The sequence below is a fragment of the Marinomonas gallaica genome (assembly GCF_001639745.1).
In the GTDB taxonomy this organism is placed as follows: domain Bacteria; phylum Pseudomonadota; class Gammaproteobacteria; order Pseudomonadales; family Marinomonadaceae; genus Marinomonas; species Marinomonas gallaica.
This window is the reverse complement of the sequence record NZ_LTAX01000024.1, coordinates 25,295-48,953: the sequence shown is the minus strand read 5'-3', so window position 1 is coordinate 48,953 and position 23,659 is coordinate 25,295. Positions and strand designations below refer to the sequence as shown.

The following is a 23,659-nucleotide window of genomic DNA, read 5'->3' as shown; positions in this document are numbered from 1 at the left end:
GCGGGATGGAGCAGTCTGGTAGCTCGTCGGGCTCATAACCCGAAGGTCGTAGGTTCGAATCCTGCTCCCGCAACCAATTATATATGTTTGTTTTTCCTTCTCTAAATCCCCTAATATTTTCTTCATCCTAGATACTTTTCGGCATTGCTTTTTCTACTCTTATCTCTCATGCCTTATTTAGCGATATATTGGCTTTCAAATATCTTTGATCCACTGTTACTATCGTGGCTTCATTATTTTTGACTAAGCCATCTTATGATCAGACTTCACTGTACTAGTAAATTACTGCCCAAGCTCCCTGTTGATGGTAAGGGGTATTTTTCAGCATCTAATAAAAGCCGAGCAAATTCGGCGCAGATGCTAGAGGCTTTGAATCCCTTGAGTGGTTGGTATGGCAGTATGTTCGTTTTAAAAGGACGTAATTGTGTCGTCATTATCCATGAAGCAACACGCTTTCCTGTTTTTATGCCTTGTTTGGTGAAAGCGCACTTTGCTGAGTTGGAAGACCATTTTGCTAGTGCATTTGTTGCTGCTTTAGTAGAAATTGGGGCAAATGAAGAGCAAATTGAAACGGCAAAAAGGCTGCTTCAGCCATTCGTGGTCGATGCTGAAAACAAAGATGTCATGCAGATGGCATTAAATCAGGCGAAGGCATGCATTGAGCGTATGCTCTGGGATGACAGTACTTCTATTGAAAAACTAGAGGCAGCTCAGGCGAGTCGGGTGCTCAGTGATATCCCGTTTAACTTGCAGGCCAAAAAAGAAGTTGTTTGGCCAAAGAAACTAATGCTGAGATTGTTAGATGATGCTACTGGCTTGCTTAATCGAGCGTCCAATCATTCTTTTGAAGGTGATAGTAAAGTGAGTGATGCTCAGAAATCGGATAAAATTGTTTCTCTGGCCGACTTTCAGAGTCGCCGAAAATAGCAGTAAACAAAGACGTTACAGTTATAAGTACAGTTCTCTTAAATTAACTTAAATCTTCTAAGTTGATCCCCTTCTTTGACATCTCGCTTAAAATCTCTTTGGCTGCTCGAGCTCGATTATCCATTTCGTTAAGGATATGTGTAATGAGGTCGAGTAAGGAGTTCTTTTCTAAGACCGTTAGCATGCCGCATTGCTTTTGAAGGTCTGTGAGTTTGATTTCACTAACGCGAATGCGATCGAGTAGATTAAGTAGCGTGCTTTCCGTTGGTACTTTTTTGGTTTCTAGGTCATACCCGCTGGAGCGGTGACGCTTTAACCCCTTTTGCAAACGTTCAAGTTCGGGGCGTAAGTCATGTCTTTTTGCTATTGATGCGACACATTTGGATGAGGTTTGTACGACGGTCAAGCTGTAAGCTAAAGATTTTAGAATGTGTGTTAATTCGTTCATTTAGTTTTATGAATTCTCATTTGAAACATTGTGAATTAAAGGTTGGCCGCATGCGTGGGGCGTTATTGCAGAGCTTTAAATTAAGCTAGTACGAACACGTACTCTACATCTATTGGTAATACATAATATTGTTAAATAAAGGAATCGCCTAACTATTTCATGATCTTTGCATTGAATCAACACAATGGTCTACGTTAGAACTGGCCAAAAATAGTCATGGTACAGATTGAGTGTGAGCGTAATTGTTCACGGTGTCCATTTGGGGATGCCTGCTCGCATGCTTTAATTACGTTATTATAGCTCAAGAATTGGCTCTTGTTGCGAGTTCTTGTTATCGGATCTCACTAGAATCTCTGTAAGATGTTTCATGCATATGAATTGTAAGTTTAGTTAGCAGTTTCTCGGTTATGAAATAACTAGTCCGATAGCTAACGTTTGCATAAAATGACAGAAAATTTATGCATTGTATTAACGTGCCGTTGAGGAGAGCATGATGGACACGCTACTGGCGTTTTACTCCACGTATGAAGAGCAGATTTTTCTGATGGCCAAAAATGTAGTGTTGGCTTGCTTAGTGGTTGTAATGGCAACTTTTGTTTCTAAACTGGCAAGAAGAGGGGTATACGCTGGAGTAGCCCGTTTAAGTCAGAATGATGAAATAATTGCTCAGCTGTTATCGAAAATAGCAGCCTATGCTGTGTATTTGATTGGCTTGGTGATTATTCTGGATTTGTTTGGGGTAAATACAGCCAGTCTAGTTGCTTTAGTTGGTGCTGCGGGGTTAGCTGTTGGCTTAGCGTTAAAAGATACCCTGAGTAATATTGCTGCTGGTATTATGATCTTATTTCTCAAACCCATTAAGAAGGGCGAATATGTTGAATTCAATGGCTATATGGGGACAGTTTCGTTTATAGGCCTGTTTACTTCAGAGTTTGAGACGGCGGATGGCCTATATATATCAAGCCCCAACAGCAATGTTTGGAATGCGACCATTCGTAATTACAGTCGAAACAGCAAGCGTCGATTAGAAGTGACCGTTGGGATTTCTTACAAAGATTCCATAGATGTTGGTATGAAAGTGTTGCTTGAGCTCGCCTCTGAATTTAATGTCATTATGAAAGACCCAGCCCCGCAAGTGATTGTACATATGTTAGCAGATAGCTCGGTGAACCTTCAGCTTCGAGCTTGGACCACTCCCGACAAGTTTTGGGATACCTACTGGGCGCTCCAGAAGCAAGTTAAACCTCGTATTGAGGCGGCTGGCCTCACGATTCCTTTCCCTCAGCGCGATTTGCACATTATTAAAAATAACGAATTCAATGAGAATAGCCCTAAATAAGGGCTATTTTTTGCTCTAAATAAAATGCTAGGTTGTATTGATTCAAAGATTTAGGTGGAAGCTTAGTTTCATTATTTAAAATTACTATTAGATTGATCGGTAAATGATATTTTCTATATTGACTGAAAAGGCATATTGTTAAACCTACTTTAACGGTCCAGTATCAAAAATAGAGATCTTAAATGTTACAGCGCAACGCAGCACTTGTTCATCTATCCTTAATTAGTCGGGTGACAACATAGAGTGTGCGACAAAAACATAAGTATAAGGAGTTTCGACGTGAGCCAGAATAAAACTACATCGACAGGAAAATGCCCTGTCATGCACGGAAGCCACACAGAGACCGGCGATTCGGTTATGGCTTGGTGGCCAAATGCACTCAACTTAGATATCTTGCATCAACACGACACGAAAACAGATCCATTTGACGAATCATTTAATTATGCCGAAGAGTTCAAGAAGTTAGATTTAGAGAAAGTTAAGAGCGATCTTAAAGACCTGATGACAAATAGCCAATCATGGTGGCCTGCAGATTGGGGGCATTACGGTGGTCTTATGATTCGTATGGCATGGCACTCAGCGGGTAGTTACCGTGAGTCGGATGGTCGTGGTGGCTCAAACACCGGTAACCAACGATTTGCGCCACTGAATAGCTGGCCCGACAATGGCAACCTTGATAAGGCTCGTCGACTGTTGTGGCCAGTGAAAAAGAAATACGGCAACAAATTATCTTGGGCGGATTTAATGATTCTGGCTGGTAATATGGCGTATGAGTCAATGGGCTTCAAAACCTTTGGTTTTGCAGGTGGTCGTGAGGATATTTGGCATCCAGAGAAAGACGTTTACTGGGGATCGGAGAAAGAGTGGTTGGCGTCTTCAGATAATGAAAACAGCCGTTATTCAGGAGAGCGAGATCTTGAGAATCCTTTAGCGTCCGTAATGATGGGGCTGATTTATGTAAACCCTGAAGGGGTAGATGGTAATCCTGATCCTCTAAAAACAGCGCAAGATATTCGAGTCACATTCGCCCGAATGGCCATGAATGATGAAGAAACAGTTGCCTTGACCGCGGGTGGCCATACTGTTGGTAAAACGCATGGTAATGGCAATGCCGACGATTTAGGGCCAGAACCTGAGGCTGCTGATATAGAAGAGCAAGGTTTAGGCTGGAACAATAAAGTCTCCCGAGGTATTGGGCGAAATACCGTGACAAGTGGTCTAGAAGGGGCTTGGACAACAAACCCTACGCAATTTGATATGGGTTATTTCGATATGTTGCTTGATCACGAGTGGGAAAGTGTCAAAAGTCCTGCTGGTGCTTGGCAGTGGGAGCCGATCGATATTAAAGAGGAAGATAAGCCTGTCGATGTTGAGGACTCAAGTATCCGTTGCAATCCAATGATGACGGATGCGGATATGGCCATGAAAATGGATCCAGAGTACCGAAAAATCATGGATCACTTTCGAGCAAATCCAGATTACTTTAAAGATGTATTTGCTCGCGCTTGGTTTAAGTTGACTCACCGTGATATGGGACCAAAAGCGCGCTACCTAGGCGCAGATGTACCAAGTGAAGATTTGATTTGGCAGGATCCCGTTCCTGCAGTTGATTACACATTAGATGACGCGGAAATTGCCGATCTTAAGGCTAAAATCCTAGCGACCGACCTTTCTGTTGCAGAGCTAGTAGCGACGGCTTGGGACAGTGCTCGTACTTTCCGAGGATCCGATTACCGTGGGGGAGCGAATGGTGCTCGTATTCGTTTGGCACCGCAAAAAGATTGGCAAGGTAATGAGCCAGAGCGTTTGCAAAAAGTATTGTCGGTATTAGAAGTCATTCAAAAAGACTCTGCTAAACCGATTAGTATGGCAGACCTTATTGTGTTGGCTGGTAGTGCGGCTGTCGAAAAAGCGGCTTACGATGCTGATGTTCATATTAATGTGCCATTCGCGCCAGGGCGTGGCGATGCCACAGATGACATGACGGATGCGGACTCATTTGACGTATTAGAGCCTTTACATGATGGCTTTAGAAACTGGTTGAAAGAGCATTATGCCGTCCAGCCAGAAGAGATGTTGTTAGACCGAGCTCAGTTAATGGGGCTGACGGCGCCTGAAATGACAGTATTGTTGGGCGGTATGCGAGTATTGGGCGCTAACCATGGTGCTAGCAAGCAGGGTGTTTTGACCTACCGCGAAGGGGTTTTGAGCAATGACTTTTTTGTTAACTTAACCGATATGGGCAATACTTGGAAACCAACAGGGCGTAACTCATACGATATCTGTAATCGTGAAACGGGCGACGTGAAGTGGACGGCTACACGTGTTGATTTAGTGTTTGGTTCGAACTCGATTCTTCGTTCTTACGCTGAGTTCTATGCCCAAGACGATAACCAAGAAAAGTTTGTAAAAGACTTTGTTAAAACATGGGTTAAAGTCATGAATGCGGATCGTTTTGATTTAAAATAATACGTATAGAATGAGTGCATAGTTGTTCATAACTTAAACAAAAGCGTCTTAGTCTCTGGCTAAGGCGCTTTTTTAATGTTGAATGCTTGCTGAAAGTCGATAACATTGTCCCTACGCATTTTTGTTATGTAATTAATTGGATTTGTCTCATGATCGTAAAACGTACGCCACTGCATACTCGTAACATCTCCATAAATGGCTTCAAACGAGAAGATGATTTATGGGAAGTCGAAGGTGTGCTGCAGGATACCAAAGGATATCCATTTTCACTCGATGATCGTGGTGTTATCGAGGTGGGTGAGTACTTGCATCAAATGATTTTGACATTAGTCTTTGATGACACGTTTACTATTTGTGATGTACGAGCGCAAATGCATGACACTCCTTATCTAGACTGCTCCGGTGCAGCGCCGCAGTATGAGAGGCTCATTGGCCTGCAAATTAAAAAAGGCTGGATGACAGAGGCAAAGGAGGTATTGGGGCGAACTACAAGTTGCACTCATCTGACTGAAATGCTACCTGCTTTAGCTACAGCAGCATTGCAAACAGTACGGGGATATAAGTTAAATTTCGAACCTAATTATGCCTCAGGTTCAGAAGAGCGTAGCGCTGTGCGTAATACCTGCCACGGTTTTCGTGACGGCGGTCGCGCGCAGCGTCGATTATGGCCCGATACGGCCGAATAATTCAAATAAGGGTATGGTTCACTAAAGGTTGCGTTTAAATTGATTAACAGCGTTAACGACTTCCTGCGCACCTTGTTGTATGTCTTTAATAACATCGCCAGCTTCACTTGATAGTGTATGTGCTTCATTCACTTTAGTTAGGCTTTCTTTGATGAGGTTGACGGCCTGTTCCGTTAGTTTTTTGTTTTCTGATACGACGTTAATAATCTCTTCTGTGGCGATGCTCGTTCGAGAGGCCAGTTGACGCACCTCGTCTGCGACGACTGCAAATCCTCGGCCTTGCTCGCCTGCCCGAGCGGCTTCTATGGCGGCGTTAAGTGCTAAGAGGTTGGTTTGATCAGCAATGCCACGAATGCTCTCCACAAGGTCAGACACTTTTTGGGATTGCGAGTCTAATTCTACAATACCGTTGCTGGCATTGTTCATTCGATTGGATAGCTCTTCCATTGTATTGATAGTGTCATTAATAACTTGAATGCCTTTTGAAGTGTTAGCATCTGTTTCTTGAGATACGTTGTAAGCCACTTCGGAGGCTTCTGCAATCGCTGTTTCACGGTTCACTTGGTCTGTTACAACGGAAGCAAATTTAACAACTTTGTATAGCTCACCTGTTTCATCATGGATTGGGTTATAGGTGGCCTCAAGCCAAACATCGTTTCCATTTCTATCTACGCGACGAAAGCGCCCCGAAAAGAACTCTCCAGAGCTTAAACGGCGCCAGAAGTTACGGTATTCGTCTGTATCAACTTCAGTTGATGGGCAAAAAATGCGGTGATGTTGGCCGATGATTTGACTCTTACTGTAGCCCATTCCTTTCAAAAAGTTATTATTTGCATCTAGGATGATGCCATCCAAACTAAACTCAATGACAGCTTGTGAACGATCAAGTGCTGCAAGCATGTCTTGCTGTTGGCGAGAGTGAGAAATGGTTCGCGTGAGCTCGGAGCAGAAGACTTCAATTTTTTCTCCTTCCGCTGTCGACAAGGGCTGCATAATGACTCGATACCAGTGTTCATTGCCATTTTGACTGACTAATTGAATGGCGCCATGCCAGTGGTTGCCTGCTTTAAAGGCTTCCAGCATTGCGCGCGTATGCTCTTTGTCTATTGCCTTAGGTGATATATGTTTTTGAAGGGTGCTAAGCTCATCAAAGCGACAACCGAATGATTCTAGAAAGCTTGAATTGGCTTCTAAAAACTGACCTTTACGGTCAATAGAAAAGTACAGCATTGCTTCACGTAAGTCTTTTTGCACGTTGTGAAATGCGGTTAGCTCTTTTTCTTGCTCTGCAACGCGGGAGCGTAATTTGTTACCTTGAAAAAACATAGTTGATAGACCTCATAGCGTATTTGAGCAATGTGCACTTAGTAAGAGAGACCTGCACGAAGTTCGCTAATTTATGTGATCACCGTTAAAGTGATTAGGGCTTGAGCGTATCTGTAACGTTATGCTACATATTATTGATTGTGTCTAAAATTAATAGTTCATTTTACGATATATAACAATAAATTGGATTTGTGAGTGGTCGATAAATTTATTGACTTACCTTGTTTACATTTTGTTACAGAAGGTGATGTATGCAACAAATGGTCAGGCATCAATTAAGTGTCGGCTATTTAAAGCTACAAAAGTTCGAGGGGGTAAGAGTGCCCAATTTAAGAGCTTGTCTGTGCGCCTGTAGTGAGCCTAAAGTATTAATATTGTTACTGTTTTAATAATACTGTAACGTCTAAAGGCTCTAATGCAGGGTGTAGTTCAAATATTTAATTTTAGAGACTTTATGTCAGCTTCGGCCCCACTTAGCATTATCAAAGATGACCTAACTTTTTTATTAAGTGAAATAGAAAAGCACGGTGTGTACACAGAGCTACTTTTTAAAACAGGCTCCCCTGATGTCTTAACCAGTATTCGTGCTCGTCGCGGTTATGTCCAAACTCTGCGTGAAAAAATAGAACTGCACTGTGCCCGCTTGCTGGAACGTCGCAAGCTAGGGACGTCCTACTACAATCAAGTCGTCGCCGTTCGCGGTTTAGCGAATGCTTTGGCTGCCATCGCTCGGGGCTTGTTAGACACTGTCGAGGAGGGCTCTCTCGACGAACAATTTGAACATCCTGATAGTGGCAATTGCCTTAAATTTATTAAGCGAGTCAATCGCACTATTGCGTTAGTTAAGGTCGGCTTTTCTGAAGATATTAGACGCACAGGTATAAAAGTTGCTCGTCGTTCAGAAAAGCTAAAAACCTTGTATGACGACATTCAAATGGAGACCCTAAGCCAAAAAGGGCGTTTGCTTGATGTCGAATTGAAAGCTTCCATTCTATGCAATGGTTGTTTGCGTCGATTAGTGGATCAACTCTCTGATATTGCGGAAGCATTGATAAAAGTGGATCTTGGTCATGTGGCAACGCTTAAAAACTACAAGCACCTTAAGCACGTTACCTCAGAACTCAATTACGATCTGAATGATGTCAAAGTGCGTCGTTTAGCATTAACGCGATCCGGCAGCGCGATCGCTTCAGTATCGCATCAGAATGCGGCGGGACAACATGTACTGGCGGTATACAAAGAAGGGGATCGAACTAAAATCGACGAAGAGGTTCAAGGTGTTCAAAATTGGCGTAACGTGAACCCCAAACTGGCCCCTGATGTTTTGGTGAAAACCCAATCTGATGGCGAAACCTCTGCTTTGTTGATAGAACACATTCCTGGAAAAACGCTGGAGTCGTTGCTTCGTGAAGGAAAAGAGAAGGCGCTGGAAAAAGCACTGAAAACACTGTTTAAGACACTCAATGATACGTGGCAGGCGACCTTAACGAGTGAGCATTCACGTGCGGATTTTATGCAGCAGTTACGTAAGCGTATCAAAGACAGCGCTGGCGTACACCCAGAGTATTTTACGCCTGAGCAACGAATCTGCGGTTTAGTACGTCCCAGCTTTTATGACATTGTCGATAGAGTTGAAGCGAAAGAAAGCCGTTGGCCTTCACCTTTTTCGGTTTTGATTCACGGTGACTTTAATGTTGATAATTTAATATACGACGATGTTGAAGAGCGTATTTACTTTATTGATTTACATCGATCTACCTATTTTGACTATGTACAAGACATTTCAGTGTTGATGGTTTCGATCTATCGTTTACAAATACTCGAAAAAAATAAACGTAAAGTGATGATGGATTGTGCCAAAGACATATATAAATTTGCTCAGTGCTTCGCAAAGCGACATAACGATGACAATTTTGATCTCAGGCTGGCAGCGGGTTTAGCTCGCTCATTTGCCACCTCCACTCGGTTTGTGTTGGATAAAAAATTGTCAACCAGAATGTATTTGAGGTCTCGCTACTTACTAGAAATGCTGGCCACTTTACCTATCGAAAAAGAAGCAAAGTTTAAGCTTCCACTTAAGGAGTTATACAGTGAATAAGCCCAAAATTGGGGTGGTAGGAATCCCAGGCAAATGGTCTACAGAAGTGCTTGCGGATCGTTTGGAAGCGTTAACGGGTTTTCGTGCCGTCATTGACATGGCTGACGTAGAGTTGCGCTTAGATACGAATCAATTGATGCACGGCGATTTAGACCTGGCCCAATTAGATGGCGTCATTGTTAAAAAAATCAGTGAAGTATATGCACCTAGTGCTGAGGACCGCATACTTATTATTTCGCATATCGAAAAACTGGGCGTGCAAGTATTCAGTTCACCGAAAGCAATTGGCAAATTGATTAACCGACTAAGCGGCACATTAGCCTTGCAGCAAGGCGGTGTGCCAATGCCGAAAACACGCGTGACAGAAAGTTTAGATCAGGCGTTGGCGGCCGTTTATGAGTTTGGCTCGGTCATTTTGAAACCTCTGTACTCAACCAAAGCGCGTGGTATGGAAATGCTTACAGCGGATCAGGATGAGGCTGAGTTACGCCAAATGCTTACTGCATACCGCGAGCAGAATAGCTTGTACTACATTCAGCAAACGGTAAAGCTCGATGGACGAGACCTTGGTATGGTGTTTTTAGGAGGCGAGTACTTCTGTACCTATTCGCGTGTGGGGAATAAAGAGTCGTGGAATACTACGATTCATAGTGGTGGTCATTATGAGTTATTTGAACCGACAGAAGCATTGATTGAATTGGGCCGCAAAGCTCAGGCATGTTTTGATTTAAGCTTTACGACAGTTGACATTGCGTTGACTGACCAAGGTCCTGTTGTGTTCGAGGTGTCTGCTTTTGGCGGCTTTAAAGGGGCCTTAGAAGGGTGTGAGCTTGATGCGCCGGGTGCTTACGCAGACTATGTAGTGGCGCAAATTAATCAGCGAGGTGTGGTGTAATGTTGCAGGATCTTTTTAACCCAACGCAATTAATTGCAGCTCAGGATCAGTGTGATTATCAGCGCATCTATGGCTTTGGTGAACTGTCCGTCAAAGTAAAAAGCAATTCTGAAACTTTATTAGAAGAGTTAGACCTGTATTACAAGAGTTACGTGAGCTCGAGAAACGACGAATCGGGCAAAACACTTTATGTGATCAATCAAGAAAACATCGGCCATGAGCATGATTGGTTAGATGTGCCGCGTGAAGCCGGTAAGCAGGGTAGAAAAGAAGGTTACCTTGAGAATGCTGAAGGTGGTCGTTGGATTAAAAAATTCAAAACTGGTTTAGCGTTGCTTCAGCATCAATCAACGCCTACTGTTGTTGGTGAATGTGAACAGCAGTTAGCTCAGATTGTTAATTTTATTAATAATCAGTGTTTGAACCATTATCTAAGTAAAGGCTTCGAGCTAGGTCATGCCGCTGCGTTCAGTCGTGACGGAAAGGTGACGGCGATTGCTGCAGGTTCAGGTGGTGGTAAGTCCACGCTTATGTTGCGTTGTTTGGAAGATGAAACACGCCATTTCTTAACGAACGATCGTTTGTTGTTTAAAAATGAAGACGGCAAGGTTGCTGCCGTGGGCATTGCTAAGCTGCCTCGTGTTAATCCCGGTACGCTATTAAATGCGCCGCGCTTAAAACATATCTTACCTGTGCAGCGTCAGACTGAGCTAAAGAAAATGCCCATGTCAGAGCTGTGGGGTTTAGAGGAAAAATACGATGTACAAATTGAAGATGAGTACGGTTTGGGTCGTGTTGTGCTGCAGGGGGAGCTGGTCAATCTTGTGATGCTCGATTGGGCGCTAAACTCAGATGAACCGACCGCGCTGTTATCTGTCGATCTGTCTGCTGAAGCGGAAGAGATTGATGGCTTACGTAAGCGTCCAGGGCCATTCTTTCAAGACGGCAATGGTGAGTTTTCTCAAGATTTAAATGAATTGGCGTCCTTATCTCAATATTGCCAAGCTTTGGCGCCGATTAACGTCTATCGTTTAACGGGTAAAATCGATTTTGATCGTGCGTTCAAGCTATTGGAGACACTATGAGTAAGGTTTGTGCTCTGATACGCCATGGCGCCTACCATCAGTTAAAAAACACTCCCAGTGCGATGCAGCCCTATGCCTTGACTGTGGAAGGTGAGTATGAGGTGCGTCGGCAGGCGCGCCTGTTTGGCGAATGGTTAAGTGAATCAGGGTACACATTGGACTCTATCGTGGATGCCTCTTCTTTATTGCGTGCGTGGCAAACAGCTCGTATTTATGTCGAAGAGCTAGGACAGTTTTTCAACAATACGCCCCAGGTGGTGTGTCACTCTGAGTTGTGTGAACGCAGCGTTGGCGCGGTAGCGAATCTTCCTCTTGAAGAGATTGAGCGTATTTTAGAACTTGATCCTCGTTTTGATGTAGCGCCAAAAGGTTGGAAATCTGATAGCCATTATTGTTTGCCATTTGACGGAGCAGAGTCTTTGTTGCAAGCTGGTCAGAGAGTCGCCAAACATATTATGACATGGCAAACAGATGGGACTGTGGCATCTAGTAACCGCAGCATTAAATTGATTGTGGGACACGGCGCGTCGATTAGGCATGCCGCTTTTCATCTAAATGTCATAAAATTTTGCGATATTAAGCGATTAAGTATGCACTATGGGCATCCAGTTGTTTTAGACTTTGTCGGCGATAAGGTGACTCAGCTTTTCGGGGATTGGAAACAGCGACAGACCCATGATGTTCCCGACTGATAAAACCTCTAAAAAAGGCCTGTAGCTTCGTTATGAAGAATCATTTGCCCACCATTTCTGACCTCCCTCAGCACGAGGAAATTCGTGCACGTTTGCCAAAAGACGTAGAGCTTTGGCCGCGTGAAACGTCCTCTTTTAACCATAAAGCGTTAGATACTCATCATCCATTGAACAAGTATTGGCGTAAAAAAGTTCGCTGGCCATCGCGCCCAGTGGTCTTTATTTCTGATCCTCATGCGGACGCACAAGCGTTTGAAGACTCTTTGATTGCAGTCGGCGTTGCCGATCGTAAAAAGCCAGGTTTGTGTCAACTTAAATTGACTAAGTTTGGTAAGTCTGCAGAAATTATTATAGGCGGTGACTGTTTAGATAAGGGCCCGAGTAATCTAGATTTGTTGCGCAGCGTGAAGCAACTGTATCGAATGAATGCGAAAGTTACGCTGTTAGCGGGTAATCACGACTTACGTTTACGTATGGGATTATTGGCCATAACTCGCAAAAAAGACGTGGGCAATCAGCACTTCTTTGTGCGTATGGGTAAGAAGATTGTACCGTTGTTCAAAGAGGTGTTTGAACAGTATTTAGAAGGTACAAAATGGGAAAAGAAGGTGCCAGATGAAGAAACGTGCCGTAAGAAACTGTTCCCTGACGAAGATTGGTTTAATGAGTTTCCATTTCATGCTGCGGGTTTTTTGACGGCTGAGGGGATTGATCGTGAAGTGCGTAAGATGCATACCAAAGTCGATAAGTTTGAACGGCATTGTTTAGAGGCAGGGTTAACGCTACGCCATGTTTATGCGGCCTCCATGCAATGTCAAAAACTGTTTTTAAGTCGTAAGGGGGAGTTTAGTTGGTTCTTCCGTAAGATGAAGTTAGTAGAGAAACGTGGTTCGTTCTTATTTTTGCATGCAGGCTTAGACGATGTAATGGGGCGTATGTTGCTTAAAAATGGCACGCGTTATGCCAATAAAGCTTTCCACCGTAATCTTGAGCGCCGTGATTTGTTTGGCTTCTATTACAGTGCGTTAGCCAATACGTTTCGAACAAAATACCGCGATGCGGATTTGCCTTTAACGGACCATGGTGTCAAAGCCGTTCATAAAGCCGGTATCAAAGTTGTCGTTCAAGGTCATATCAACCGTATCCAAGGTCAGCGTATTGCCATTAAAAAAGGGCTGGTGCATGTTGAGGCAGATGTGACATTGGATATTAATTCTCGTATTGCTGAAGGTTTAGAGGGAACCGGCGTCGGTGCCACTCTGATTGGTAAAAAGATTGGTATTGTCGGCATCAGCTGTGATTATCCAGCGATTAAACATTTACCTGAAAAATCACTCAAGCAAATTTACGCGTAGTAGCAGAGCATGAAGTCAAAAACAGAATTTAAACACGAAGCATTACTGGAAGCGAATGATATTCAAGGGGTGCTTGAAGCACTGTCTAACGGTTTATCGAAAGGTAAAATGGAATTCAGTGATGCGAAAGAGAGTACGCTTGAACTTCAGCCCAAAGGGCTTATGCACTTAAAGGTGACTGCTAGTGAAGAAGATGGCCGCCAGCAATTTGAAGTGAAAGTTCGATGGGAAAAGCGCCCTAAATCTTTGTCTAAGACGCCACCTAAAATTAAGTAAATGCTATTAAAGGTCGCACCAGCCTTCACGAGTACCGCCGTGATAGCTGCGTGCATGACCTGACACAATCAAGGCTTCTGACAATGATTGGTCATCTACATAGACATCCGCCAATAACCTGAAGTATTTCCCTCGCTTGATATTCCTGAGTTCAATATTTCTACCACTTTCCAAGAACGCTCTAGTGTAATCACGTGCGGCTTTTGCTTGGGCTTTTTCACTCGGGCATTTACCGCGTATTTCCGCAGCGTCAACGCCATTGACTCGGATGGGAATGTTTTTGCCGACAATATCAGGCCAGTTACTGATATCTACCCGAAAGGTATCCGCATCGTAGACGGAGTTAATACGCTCGACCTGGATGTTGCTACTAGCAACAGAAGAAAGACTGGCTAATAAACCGGTTACAACGACTGCGTAACGAATCACGGCAATTACTCCCTAATATGGTTGGTCACAGCCGTGTGATTATTCGATCCATCTATAAGCAGCAATAATAGGTTCGTTGTATTTTAAGTCAACGTGATTTGCAGTTCGCTCTATTTTTATAGAGGTTTTTAATCCTGTCTTGAGTTCCTGTCATTCAACCCATGTCATGCTTATGTTAGAGTACGCGCCGCTAGAGGTTGTTGGCACAAAGGCCAGCACGAAGAGGGAAGTCAGCGTGATTCTGACACTGCCCCCGCAACGGTAATTAAAGTTAACCTTTGTCTTATTACGCCACTGTGGTTTTTTCATGGGAAGGCGACAAAGTTGGTGATGCCGCTTTATGAGTCCGGAGACCTGCCTATAGCGCGGTGCTTGTAATACAAGCAATTTATTTACGACTGTACGGGCGAGTGCAGTGTTTATGCAGATGACATTATGACTAAACAAAATTTTTCTTTTCCAGTGTTTGCCAAAACAGCAACAGCACTGAGTATCTTGGCGGCTATTTCGCAGGCCAGTTATGCCGCAGACAATGGTGAAGCAAAACAGCTTCGCGTTGTGGTGACGGCGACGACTACCGAAATGACTGAAGCGGAGTCTTTGACGTCGGTTTCTGTGATTGACAAAGAAACCATTGAGAAACAACAGCCTCAAGAAATTACTGAGCTGCTTGCTGGCCAGCCTGGCATAGACATTGTTACAAATGGCGGGTACGGCAAAAGTACCAGCATTTACACGCGTGGATCAAACAGTACGGGTACCAAGCTATTGATCGATGGTGTGCCGATTCAGTCCCATTCTCTAGGCTCTTCGTCTTGGCAGTACTTGCCAATGGCGCAAGTCGAACGTATTGAAATTGTTCGCGGACCGAAATCATCTTTATACGGTTCAAGTGCCGCTGGTGGCGTTGTTCAAGTGTTCTTGCCTGAAGCGGGGCAAGAAAATAAGGCCAATGTATCACTGGGGGGCGGTTCTTTTAATACCAAACAAGCGGATGCAAGTGTTTCTGGCTCGTCAGGTAATGCCAGCTATCTGTTATCTGTAGGTTCATTTGATACTGATGGTGCGCAAGTAAAAGAGCAAGCAGGTGATATGGGTTACTCAAACGATAATGTTTTAGCGCGTTTTGGCTATGACTTTGAGTCGGGTGCCTATGCTAAAGCCTTTATTATGCGCGCTGAAGGCGAGTCAGATTACACGACTTCTAGTAATAGTTTGCGCAGCAATGACTATGTTAACCAAGTGATTGCACTAACTGGTGGTGTCGACATTACAGAGGATTGGCAGTCCGAAATTCAGATTCGTGAATCGCGTGATGACTATGATGTGCTAAATGACCAAGGAGCACCAACCGGTACTTATTACAACAGTCAGTCTCAAGGAGTGCGTTGGGATAATACACTGTGGTTAGACAACCATGAGTTCGTTGTGGGGGCCGAGCATATTAAAGATGAGTTTGACGGCTCATATTCGAAAGAGCGCACCAGCAACAGTGTTTTTGCACAGTCATTTTCACAATTTGGTCGAGCCAGTGTGCAGCTTAATATTCGAGCCGATCATTATGATGAATATGATACGCAAACGACGGGTGGTATTGCTTTAGGCTACCAGTTAGATGATATCTATACCGCTCGTGTGAGTGGCCGAACGTCGTTTACCGCGCCAACGTTCAACTCTATGAACGCTGAGAACTGGGGCTATACACTAGCCAATGAAATTCGCCCTGAAACCTCTGAAACGTTTGAAGTAGGTATGCGTGCGGACTATCTTCATGGCTACTGGGATGCGGCAGTCTATCAAGCGGATTATGACGACCTAATAGCATGGGATTATCCAACGGTGGGTAATATCGATAAAGCCCGTGTTCGTGGACTTGAGCTCGCGGCAGGTACAGATATTGAGCAGTGGTCATTTGCTGTGGCGGCGACCATATTGGATACTCAGAATCAAAGCGAAGGCGCCAATAAAGGTAATCGCTTGGTTCGTCGTGCGCACAAAAGTGCTCGCATTGATGTTGATCGACAGTTTGAAAATGCTTCTTTAGGCTTCACTGTAGCAAGCTATGGTGAACGTTATGATGATGCGGAAAATCAGTCGCTACTACCTGGGTATGGCTTACTTAACTTACGTGCAAGTTATGACTTTGCGCAGGATTGGAATGCTAAATTAACGGTTAAAAACGCTATGGACAAAGCGTATCAAACAGCGGAAGGATACAGTAATCCAGGTCGAGGTGTATTCCTGACCGTTAATTATTCGGCATTTTAATGGCTACTGATAAGCAGACATGTTTTCTGCAATTATGCTTAACTGCGTTAGCCGTTTTAATTAGCCAATCACTTTGGGCGCAAAGTGGTGATATTCGATGTGTTGAGGATGATAGGTTTCGTCAAGTATGCCTTGAACAACCGGCTCAACGCATCGCGGCATTATCACCTGGGGCAACGGAGTTGATTTATGCCGCTGGAGGGGGCGATCAAGTCGTTGCTGTCGTGTCATACAGTGATTATCCGCCCGAGGCCAAGCAAGTCACGTCAGTGGGCAGTCATACGAGGTTGGATTTAGAGCGCTTAGTCAGTTTGAAGCCAGATCTTGTTTTAGCTTGGCGAACAGGTAATCCAAGTGAGCAGATTGCAACCTTAGAGCGTATTGGTATGACCGTCTATTACGTCGAGCCGCATAACTTTGATGACATTGCGGATAATATCGTAGATATGGCTGTGTTGGCTGGCACTGAAGAAACCGGAAGAAAAGTAGCTCAGGAATTTCTGGAAGGGATTGATGACTTAGCTCATACCTATAAAGATGCTGACCCTGTAGCAACGTTTTATCAGGTTTGGGACGAACCATTGATGTCGATGAATCATGCTCATTACATTAGTAAAGTTGTCGAGCTTTGTGGTGGGGTTAACGTGTTTGCGGACTCACCACGCTTGATTCCTCGTTTGAATCAAGAGGCGATATTAATAAAGAATCCAGAAGCTATAATTGCTGGTGGAATGGGTGAACGAAATGCGCATTGGTTAGACAAATGGCGTGCGTTTCCGGAGCTTAAAGCAACGCAGCAGAATAACTTGTTTTTTGTGCCGCCATCTTTAATACAGCGCCCTACGCCAAGACTTTTAGAAGGTGCAAGAGTGATGTGTGAAAAGCTAGAAATTGCGCGACAGCATAGGGATTAATTATTAGCATGCCCCGTCGCGATCTATTTTCGCCTTTAATTCTGCTTTCACTGCTTTCTGTGTTCTGCATGGTCGTTTCGATTACACAAGGTAGTGTACAGCTGTCTTTGGGGCAGATATTAGATGTATTTCAAGGGCAGGGGACACAATTAAACCAAATACTTGTTTGGGAATTGCGTGTTCCTCGCATCATGGCGGCTTTTGCGACAGGCGGCTTATTGGCTGTAGCGGGCGCCTTGATGCAGATTTTGTTACGTAATCCTCTAGCAGATCCCTATGTATTAGGGATCTCTGGCGGCGCGTCTGTTGCAGCACTACTGGCAATATTGGCAGGAGTAACTGGGATAGTATTGTCGTCGGCTGCTTTTTTTGGAGCGGCCTTGTCTACCATATTAGTATTTGGGTTAGCTCAAGGCGATGGTCGTCCAAGTCCGATGCGATTATTGTTAACCGGCGTAGTAATCGCATCGGGTTGGGGCGCATTTATTACGTTAATGCTGGCTCTGGCACCACCGCAAAAGATCCCTGGTATGTTGTTCTGGCTAATGGGGGATTTGTCCTATGCCCAATCGCCTTGGTTAGCATGGGCAGCGCTCATACCTGTGTGCTTGGTATTGATTCCGCTTGGTCGGAGTCTAAATGTTCTGGCGTGCGGTCCTTTGCAAGCCGCTGCATTGGGATTAAATGTTAAATATTTGGAACGTTTTGTATTTGTCATTGCCAGCTTGTTAACCGCTGTTGCCGTGACAACGGCGGGTAGTATTGGTTTTGTTGGGTTGGTAGTGCCTCATATTTTAAGACTCATATTAGGTAACGATCAGCGCTTGATTTTGCCTGCTTGTGCTTTGGCTGGGGGGTGTTTGGTCACGTTAGCTGATACGGTTGCGCGGACGGTGATAGCGCCCGAACAATTGCCCGTAGGCGTTATTACGGCCTTGTTAGGAGTTCCGACGTTTTTGTACTTACTTCGTAGGGGCCGTGTCGCATGACGTTGTCAGTAGACGCTTTAGTCATTGATATCCCAAAGCGATCACCAGAACCGTTAACGGTTACCATGAATACTGGCCAAGTGTGGGGGGTGTTAGGCCCCAATGGTGTGGGTAAAACGACATTACTGCATACATTGGCAGGGTTAAAGATGCCAAGAAAAGGTCGGCTTAGATTGAATGATGCGGATTTGTCTTCTATTCATCGCATGAGTTTAGCGCAGCAAGTCGGCATCATGTTTCAGGATCATCAGGATGGTTTTCCCGCAACAGTCATGGAGACGGCATTGTTAGGGCGTTTCCCGCATCTTTCGCCTTGGGAGATGGAGACCGAGCAAGACATTAAAATTGCGCAACACTCGATAGATAGGCTGGAGTTGTCTTCGCTGGCAGGCCGCTCTGTAACACAGTTATCAGGTGGTGAGCGACAGAGAGTGGCGTTGGCGTCTCTTTTAACCCAAAACCCGAATATCTGGTTGGTCGATGAGCCAACTAACCATCTAGATCTGCATCATCAAGTCGCCGTCATGTCGTTACTCCAGGAGAAAGCGCGCGAGACTAAGTTGGTCGTTATGTCGTTGCATGATGTTAACCTAGCAGCTCGTTGGTGTTCCCATGTGATATTGCAATACCCTGATCGACCTGCTTTAGTAGGTTCGGCTGAAAGCTTATTAACACTTGAGAATCTTGAGCCGTTGTATCAGCAAAAACTTGTGCGGGGTGAGATTGAAGGGCGATTGGTATTCATGCCTTCCATTTGATCGATAGGGAGAGTTAATGTCTTGGTTACATTATTTAGGAGCTAAGTTATTTAAGTCGTCTAGACTTAAGCCAAATACGATAGTGGTTGGGATTGATACGCCTTCTTACCGGCTTGCCAGTTATTTGCAACAAGCGCATTTAGCTAATGTCGTTGCCTTTATTGACGATGAACCATGGTCCAATCGAACGGATATTTTAGGTGTGACAGTGCGTTATCCAAGTGATTTGTCTGCATTGATAGAAAGGTGGCAGGTAACCACTGTCATCGAGTTTGATGGTAATGATCTTATTCCTGATAATGTACGCGAAGAACTTAAGCGCTTATCTTTTGAATATGTGGTTTTAGACCCAGCCATTACGCCTGACCATTGGGCTCAACAGATCCAAGACTCTTTGTGAATTAAGAGAACAACTCGAGCTCTCTGTAACGCTGTTTTGCCAATTCAATGGCATCGGAAATTTGTTCAATGGGTGTCGCAGTAGAAAAATAAAAACCCTGCATCAGACCACACCCATTAGCGATTAAATATTTGGCTTGCTCGACATTTTCAATGCCTTCACAACAAGAGTTTAAGCCTAGGCTATTGGTTAGATCTAAGATGGCTTTCAGTACCGCTCGATCACGTCTGTCATTCAAAAAGTTAACGATAAACTCTCGATCAACTTTAATGGTGTCGATATCAATCCGTCCTAGATAACTAAGCGATGAGAACCCGGTACCAAAGTCATCTAGGGCAACGCTGCCACCAGCCTCTTGTACGAGTTTGAAAAACTTATTAGCGCTTTTATAGTCGTTTAGGTAGTTAGACTCTGTGATTTCGAATTGTAGGTGCCTTAAGAAATCAGGATAGTCCTCAATCATTTGTAGTAAATAGGGCTCAAACCAGTCACTGCTCATGTCGACAGATGAAATGTTGAAAGACACCACTATGTCAGTATTACTGCTGCGAATGATTTCCGGTAAATCTTTTAGAACTTTGTCCATAACCCAGCGAGTGATCTCTGAGATTTTGCCAGAGGTTTCAGCGATAGGGATGAATTCACATGGAGAAAGGCTGCCTAACGTATCATTTTCCCAGCGTATTAAAGCTTCTAAGCCACAGACTTCGCCGGCAGCTGATATTTTAGGCTGATAATAGAGTTGAAACTCATTATTACGAGCGGCGTTAACAATAGAGTTTACAATCAAAGTATGGCGATGGCTTTCTACAAGCATTTGAGGGTGAAAGCGTGTGACCGTGCCTTTAGCAAAGTGTTTTGAATGGTACATGGCAATGTCAGCGTAGTTCAATAAATCGTCGACCCGATAGCCTGAATCTTCGGTGTCTGCGACTCCGACACTGATTCCCGTCTGTATGCTCCATCGATCAATAGAAATAGGCACAGAAAAGCCGGATGTTAATTTTCGTGCAATGGCTACAGCCTCCATTTTGTCCTGTAGCTTGGGCAAGACGACCAAAAACTCATCACCCGCTAAGCGTGCGACAACTTGTTCGTGCTTTAAAAAGCTAGCAACAATTCTACCAACTTCAATCAGTAGCTTGTCACCTACATCATGACCCATACGGTCGTTCACGCTTTTAAAGTGATCGACGTCGAAATATAAAACGCCAATCAACTGATCGTTTTTACGTGCTTGATCCATTATATTGGTCAGCCAATACAATACATGACGGCGATTCGGAAGGTTTGTTAACTGGTCGTAGTTTGCTAGGTGATAGAGTGCTTCACGCTGCTCAGTCAGCTGCTGTGTTTGCTCAGCATTCAACTTGATTTCTGAGTCAATCACTTCAAGCATAGAATTGATATCCTGCCCAAGTGTATAGATCTCATCATCACCTCTCACCTGAAAGCGGTTACCGTACTCTTTAGTTCGAGTAATGTTGCGAGTGAATTTGGATAAATTCATCAATGGAACGAGTTGCTGTCGTATAGTGAGTAGCATGGCTGCCGTAGTGATAAGGAGAATCAGAATGAGCAGTGGTGAAGTCAGTCTGATAAGATCCTTTTGACTATTGTCTAAAGGTTGCAAGTACTCATGCGCAACTAATAAATAACCACCAATATTGCCTGTTTCATCAATGGGCTGTAGGGCATAAATATTACTTCCCTCTATAGAAACTCCTTGTTGAAGCTTTTTAGGATCGACCTCCGGAATAGCTAAAAGGTTCTGTGCTACTTGAGAGAACAATTTTGGTTGTATATAGACTTCTGCTTTATCCCAATTTTTACTATACAGTATCGCGTATTTCAGGTGTTCGTATCGCTCAAAACGTAGCAAGGTGCTGCGTAATAGAAAAGGGTCACTATCAACAGATAGCTGCAACAGCAGATCATCAGCCGTATTGATGGTCAATGCCTGCAAATTGGTCTTTACAGATTCGGCATAAATCGATTTATGTTCTTGCAATGAAACAATAAACACGCTCAAAGCTGAACAGACAACCGATATTATGCCAATTGTAAGAAGTTTAAAGCGGATACTAAACTTCAATGAGGTGGTTCCCTTTCCAGTGCCAATTCATCTATCGCTCAAATACAACAATGACACCCTCAGGTAATAAGGTATCGGATGAGACGTAAGCAATAGCGGCGGGTTCTTTGATGACAAAGTTTATGGCGTCAGCGATGGAGCTTAATTCCTTAGGCGGGGTACTTCGTCCAGTAAATAGAAGCTGCGCCCAATAAGACTGAATACGGTTCTCTGTTAAGCCAATAACACTAACGTTAAATGTTTTTCTGAGGGGATGTTCCACAGGTAAGGTAACGGCTTGAAAGCGTCTACTTAATGTCCCCCCCATGTAAATTTGACGGACTTCACTTGAGCTTAATGAGCTTAAATTCGTATTGCTGTTGGCAATAACTTTGACGCGGTTATCATCGGCTACTGCTAAAGGGGCTATCAAGAGAGTCACTGCTAGCAAGAAGATCGCTGTTGTTGTGTTAGTGAGTACGGTAGTGATCATTAAAATACCCACTCCACTGCGACTTGATAAAACATGGCTTCACGGTTAAAGCCATCCTTGATAGAGTCAAACATTGCGGTTTCATTCTCCGCACCATCTAGCAGTGTAACGTCTGCTTTGACGGCAAGTTTGGGGCGAATATCCCAACGTGCACCTAGGGTCCATGATTTAAGGCTGTCGACATTTCTTGATGCTGAAATAAAGTTTAAACCGTATGTGGATTGTAGTAATCCCGTATAGCGAGGATCGCTAGGGGACATACCTGCTAGTGCTTGGTTCAACTCTGATGGGAAGTCTGAATATTTTACTTTACTTTCGGCATAGGTAAGGTGAATGGTGACTGGATTGAAAATATACCCTCCGGTCACATAAAAAGTATCGATTTTCGGCATGGATGTTTTCAATTCAGGGTCGATAGTTACCCATTCTAAGCCTGCAAAGTAGTCCAAATTGTCATAGCGTACGCCGAATTGATACACATTGACTTTGCTGTCAGGTGCAAGAGCATCAACTGTGCTTGGAAAGCTGCCAAAGCTTTGAATAGCACCAGATAGTAAGTTCAGTTCAGGGATATCGAGTGATACGTCCCCTTGATGGAATGAAGCTCGAAACTCAAAATTTTCCTTTCGTAGGGTTGTTATAAAGCCGCTTAAAACATCCACATTATAGTCAGTTATACGGTTGCTTCGTTTAATCTCACCTGAGTGCTGGCCAACGTACGCTTCGAATGAAGAGTCATAGTTTTCGCCAGAATAACCCCAAGTTGCATCGATGCCTTCAAATGTTGGAAATAAAAAAAATGCCCCATACATTTGTTCTGGCGGACTAGCCCAATGGTAAGCATAACCTACGTCTATGACATCACTGTGCATAAAGAAAGGTGTACGGAGTTTACCCACTTTTAACGTTAAGTTATTTTTCGGCTGAATCGTGGCATATAGCCAATCGAGCTCAGAGTCTTTGTCTTCGTTAGTTCTAAATACACCTTGAGCGGTAAAGCTAAGGTAATCGGTCGCTTCAGCGTTTAGCTGAATGCCTAACAGAGAGTTGGTTTTTAAAGAAATGTCATCATCGTAGCCGTGAAAGTTGGTTTTATCGGTGTCGATTGTACCTGCAACAATCCGTCCAAAACTTGATACATGGAAGTTATCTGCTGTGTCTGATGCAAACACTGAGGCAGATGCCCCAAGTGAGCAAATTATGAAAGCCTTAACTACGTACATGTACTTAGTTACCATATTACTTCTGACTCATTAAGTAGACAACGCTCAAATATTATCACTTAGTTAAGTTCCAGAGGTCTTACTTGAAGTATATTTTTGTTGTTAATAGGTAACGGTGTTTAAAGAGGGCATTTTGGGGGGCGGTTAATGTGAGAGGGGGCTGATAGCCCCCTCCAGTGAATTTAATAGCCAAATAGCCGTGGTAAAAATGTAACCGTGCTTGGTACAAAGGTGATTAATATCAAAACAGCAAGCTCGACTAAAAACATTGGCATGATCTGACGAGAGATGGCCGCTAAACCTACGTTTGCAATGGAGTTAGAGACAAATAAGCAGATGCCCATAGGCGGCGTCACTAAACCAAGCATCAGTTTTTTGAAAAGTTCATATTGGTCTCCAAATTCGAGGTCAACCCGAGATCATTATTTTTGTCTTATATAGCCATGCCTTCTCACAATGGCGGATATTTTGAAATGCTATGTCGACCTAGTAATTCATTATGCCGCAGGTCGAGT

21 protein-coding genes, 2 pseudogenes and 1 riboswitch are annotated in these 23,659 nt (G+C 43.9%); of the genes and pseudogenes, 15 read left to right on the top strand and 8 right to left on the bottom strand.

From position 1 onward, the window contains the following. Window positions 1-255: 255 nt before the first annotated feature. On the top strand, window positions 256-927 hold the full coding sequence (locus AYW76_RS16465) for a DUF6933 domain-containing protein (RefSeq protein ID WP_156489101.1): 672 nt from the start codon (window positions 256-258) through the stop codon (window positions 925-927). A gap of 43 nt (window positions 928-970) precedes the next feature. Here AYW76_RS16465 and AYW76_RS16460 read toward each other — a convergent pair whose 3' ends face one another. Next, on the bottom strand, window positions 971-1,375 hold the full coding sequence (locus tag AYW76_RS16460; protein WP_067223177.1) for a hypothetical protein: 405 nt from the start codon (window positions 1,373-1,375) through the stop codon (window positions 971-973). Between the two features lie 490 nt (window positions 1,376-1,865). On the opposite strand from AYW76_RS16460, the gene AYW76_RS16455 reads away from it, so the two are divergent. From AYW76_RS16455 to AYW76_RS16445, 3 genes are all read left to right on the top strand, one after another. Next, on the top strand, window positions 1,866-2,714 hold the full coding sequence (locus AYW76_RS16455) for a mechanosensitive ion channel family protein (RefSeq protein ID WP_197467844.1): 849 nt from the start codon (window positions 1,866-1,868) through the stop codon (window positions 2,712-2,714). A gap of 279 nt (window positions 2,715-2,993) precedes the next feature. Continuing rightward, window positions 2,994-5,183, top strand: coding sequence for a catalase/peroxidase HPI (gene katG, locus AYW76_RS16450; RefSeq protein WP_082866277.1), 2,190 nt, complete (start codon window positions 2,994-2,996; stop codon window positions 5,181-5,183). Between the two features lie 149 nt (window positions 5,184-5,332). Next, window positions 5,333-5,869 (top strand): DUF2889 domain-containing protein, encoded by a 537-nt coding sequence (locus AYW76_RS16445; RefSeq protein WP_067223168.1) that lies wholly within the window; start codon window positions 5,333-5,335, stop codon window positions 5,867-5,869. Window positions 5,870-5,890: 21 nt separating this feature from the next. Here AYW76_RS16445 and AYW76_RS19710 read toward each other — a convergent pair. Both AYW76_RS19710 and AYW76_RS19705 read right to left on the bottom strand, forming a co-directional pair. Beyond that, window positions 5,891-6,322 (bottom strand): annotated as a pseudogene (locus tag AYW76_RS19710) (methyl-accepting chemotaxis protein); the annotation flags it as partial. A 105-nt stretch (window positions 6,323-6,427) separates the two neighbouring features. Further along, a pseudogene (locus tag AYW76_RS19705) lies at window positions 6,428-7,099 on the bottom strand (PAS domain-containing protein); the annotation flags it as partial. A 550-nt stretch (window positions 7,100-7,649) separates the two neighbouring features. Between AYW76_RS19705 and AYW76_RS16435 the strand changes: the two are divergent. From AYW76_RS16435 to AYW76_RS16410, 6 genes are read left to right on the top strand one after another with little or no spacing between them, the layout of a single operon-like run. Then, window positions 7,650-9,293, top strand: coding sequence for an aminoglycoside phosphotransferase family protein (locus AYW76_RS16435; RefSeq protein WP_067223161.1), 1,644 nt, complete (start codon window positions 7,650-7,652; stop codon window positions 9,291-9,293). Further along, a complete protein-coding gene (locus AYW76_RS16430; protein ID WP_067223157.1) occupies window positions 9,286-10,188 on the top strand; it encodes a GAK system ATP-grasp enzyme in 903 nt (300 codons plus the stop codon). Before AYW76_RS16435 ends, AYW76_RS16430 begins: the two co-directional genes overlap by 8 nt. Next, window positions 10,188-11,273 carry an HprK-related kinase B gene (locus AYW76_RS16425; protein ID WP_067223153.1) on the top strand — a complete coding sequence of 362 codons (1,086 nt, stop codon included), beginning with the start codon at window positions 10,188-10,190 and terminating at the stop codon, window positions 11,271-11,273. The genes AYW76_RS16430 and AYW76_RS16425 overlap by 1 nt, the downstream gene beginning before the upstream one ends. Beyond that, window positions 11,270-11,965, top strand: a complete 696-nt coding sequence (locus AYW76_RS16420; protein ID WP_067223150.1) for a histidine phosphatase family protein — start codon at window positions 11,270-11,272, stop codon at window positions 11,963-11,965. The genes AYW76_RS16425 and AYW76_RS16420 overlap by 4 nt, the downstream gene beginning before the upstream one ends. A gap of 32 nt (window positions 11,966-11,997) precedes the next feature. Then, window positions 11,998-13,320 carry a metallophosphoesterase family protein gene (locus tag AYW76_RS16415; protein WP_067223146.1) on the top strand — a complete coding sequence of 441 codons (1,323 nt, stop codon included), beginning with the start codon at window positions 11,998-12,000 and terminating at the stop codon, window positions 13,318-13,320. Window positions 13,321-13,329: 9 nt separating this feature from the next. Then, window positions 13,330-13,596: an amphi-Trp domain-containing protein gene (locus AYW76_RS16410; protein ID WP_067223143.1), complete on the top strand. Its 267-nt coding sequence runs from the start codon at window positions 13,330-13,332 to the stop codon at window positions 13,594-13,596. Between the two features lie 6 nt (window positions 13,597-13,602). Here the strand turns inward: AYW76_RS16410 and AYW76_RS19435 are convergent, their stop codons facing one another. Next, entirely contained in the window at window positions 13,603-14,025 is a 423-nt protein-coding gene (locus tag AYW76_RS19435; protein ID WP_067223140.1) for a thermonuclease family protein, read from the bottom strand. Between the two features lie 177 nt (window positions 14,026-14,202). Further along, window positions 14,203-14,401, top strand: a riboswitch (cobalamin riboswitch). Window positions 14,402-14,460: 59 nt separating this feature from the next. Between AYW76_RS19435 and AYW76_RS16400 the strand changes: the two genes are divergently transcribed. From AYW76_RS16400 to AYW76_RS16380, 5 genes are read left to right on the top strand one after another with little or no spacing between them, the layout of a single operon-like run. Continuing rightward, complete coding sequence (locus tag AYW76_RS16400; protein WP_067223136.1) at window positions 14,461-16,293, top strand: TonB-dependent receptor domain-containing protein; 1,833 nt, start codon at window positions 14,461-14,463, stop codon at window positions 16,291-16,293. Beyond that, on the top strand, window positions 16,293-17,207 hold the full coding sequence (locus AYW76_RS16395) for a cobalamin-binding protein (protein ID WP_067223132.1): 915 nt from the start codon (window positions 16,293-16,295) through the stop codon (window positions 17,205-17,207). The genes AYW76_RS16400 and AYW76_RS16395 overlap by 1 nt, the downstream gene beginning before the upstream one ends. Window positions 17,208-17,215: 8 nt before the next feature. Then, window positions 17,216-18,196 (top strand): FecCD family ABC transporter permease, encoded by a 981-nt coding sequence (locus AYW76_RS16390; protein WP_067223129.1) that lies wholly within the window; start codon window positions 17,216-17,218, stop codon window positions 18,194-18,196. Next, complete coding sequence (locus AYW76_RS16385; protein ID WP_067223125.1) at window positions 18,193-18,954, top strand: ABC transporter ATP-binding protein; 762 nt, start codon at window positions 18,193-18,195, stop codon at window positions 18,952-18,954. The genes AYW76_RS16390 and AYW76_RS16385 overlap by 4 nt, the downstream gene beginning before the upstream one ends. A 16-nt stretch (window positions 18,955-18,970) precedes the next feature. Next, window positions 18,971-19,354, top strand: coding sequence for a nucleoside-diphosphate sugar epimerase/dehydratase (locus AYW76_RS16380; RefSeq protein ID WP_067223122.1), 384 nt, complete (start codon window positions 18,971-18,973; stop codon window positions 19,352-19,354). 1 nt (window position 19,355) lies between these two features. On the opposite strand, the gene AYW76_RS16375 is transcribed toward AYW76_RS16380, so the two are convergent. The 4 genes from AYW76_RS16375 to AYW76_RS16360 form a co-directional block, all read right to left on the bottom strand. Then, entirely contained in the window at window positions 19,356-21,380 is a 2,025-nt protein-coding gene (locus AYW76_RS16375) for an EAL domain-containing protein (protein ID WP_082866276.1), read from the bottom strand. A 100-nt stretch (window positions 21,381-21,480) separates the two neighbouring features. Then, a complete protein-coding gene (locus AYW76_RS16370; protein WP_067223120.1) occupies window positions 21,481-21,921 on the bottom strand; it encodes a hypothetical protein in 441 nt (146 codons plus the stop codon). Continuing rightward, on the bottom strand, window positions 21,921-23,144 hold the full coding sequence (locus AYW76_RS16365; protein ID WP_269448113.1) for a porin: 1,224 nt from the start codon (window positions 23,142-23,144) through the stop codon (window positions 21,921-21,923). The genes AYW76_RS16370 and AYW76_RS16365 overlap by 1 nt, the downstream gene beginning before the upstream one ends. A gap of 182 nt (window positions 23,145-23,326) precedes the next feature. Then, the gene (locus tag AYW76_RS16360) at window positions 23,327-23,512 is read right to left on the bottom strand and encodes a TRAP transporter large permease subunit (protein WP_067223113.1); all 186 of its coding nucleotides are present in this window, start codon (window positions 23,510-23,512) and stop codon (window positions 23,327-23,329) included. Between the last annotated feature and the right edge of the window lie 147 nt (window positions 23,513-23,659).

Coding starts and splice junctions, on each gene's coding strand:
- AYW76_RS16370 (WP_067223120.1), bottom strand. CDS start 21,921: ATGATCACTACCGTACTCACTAACACAACAACAGCGATCTTCTTGCTA.
- AYW76_RS16400 (WP_067223136.1), top strand. CDS start 14,461: ATGACTAAACAAAATTTTTCTTTTCCAGTGTTTGCCAAAACAGCAACA.
- AYW76_RS16360 (WP_067223113.1), bottom strand. CDS start 23,512: ATGCTTGGTTTAGTGACGCCGCCTATGGGCATCTGCTTATTTGTCTCT.
- AYW76_RS16445 (WP_067223168.1), top strand. CDS start 5,333: ATGATCGTAAAACGTACGCCACTGCATACTCGTAACATCTCCATAAAT.
- AYW76_RS16425 (WP_067223153.1), top strand. CDS start 10,188: ATGTTGCAGGATCTTTTTAACCCAACGCAATTAATTGCAGCTCAGGAT.
- AYW76_RS16465 (WP_156489101.1), top strand. CDS start 256: ATGATCAGACTTCACTGTACTAGTAAATTACTGCCCAAGCTCCCTGTT.
- AYW76_RS16410 (WP_067223143.1), top strand. CDS start 13,330: ATGAAGTCAAAAACAGAATTTAAACACGAAGCATTACTGGAAGCGAAT.
- AYW76_RS16385 (WP_067223125.1), top strand. CDS start 18,193: ATGACGTTGTCAGTAGACGCTTTAGTCATTGATATCCCAAAGCGATCA.
- AYW76_RS16415 (WP_067223146.1), top strand. CDS start 11,998: ATGAAGAATCATTTGCCCACCATTTCTGACCTCCCTCAGCACGAGGAA.
- AYW76_RS16420 (WP_067223150.1), top strand. CDS start 11,270: ATGAGTAAGGTTTGTGCTCTGATACGCCATGGCGCCTACCATCAGTTA.
- AYW76_RS16435 (WP_067223161.1), top strand. CDS start 7,650: ATGTCAGCTTCGGCCCCACTTAGCATTATCAAAGATGACCTAACTTTT.
- AYW76_RS16395 (WP_067223132.1), top strand. CDS start 16,293: ATGGCTACTGATAAGCAGACATGTTTTCTGCAATTATGCTTAACTGCG.
- AYW76_RS16365 (WP_269448113.1), bottom strand. CDS start 23,144: ATGTACGTAGTTAAGGCTTTCATAATTTGCTCACTTGGGGCATCTGCC.
- AYW76_RS16380 (WP_067223122.1), top strand. CDS start 18,971: ATGTCTTGGTTACATTATTTAGGAGCTAAGTTATTTAAGTCGTCTAGA.
- AYW76_RS16460 (WP_067223177.1), bottom strand. CDS start 1,375: ATGAACGAATTAACACACATTCTAAAATCTTTAGCTTACAGCTTGACC.
- AYW76_RS16455 (WP_197467844.1), top strand. CDS start 1,866: ATGATGGACACGCTACTGGCGTTTTACTCCACGTATGAAGAGCAGATT.
- AYW76_RS16390 (WP_067223129.1), top strand. CDS start 17,216: ATGCCCCGTCGCGATCTATTTTCGCCTTTAATTCTGCTTTCACTGCTT.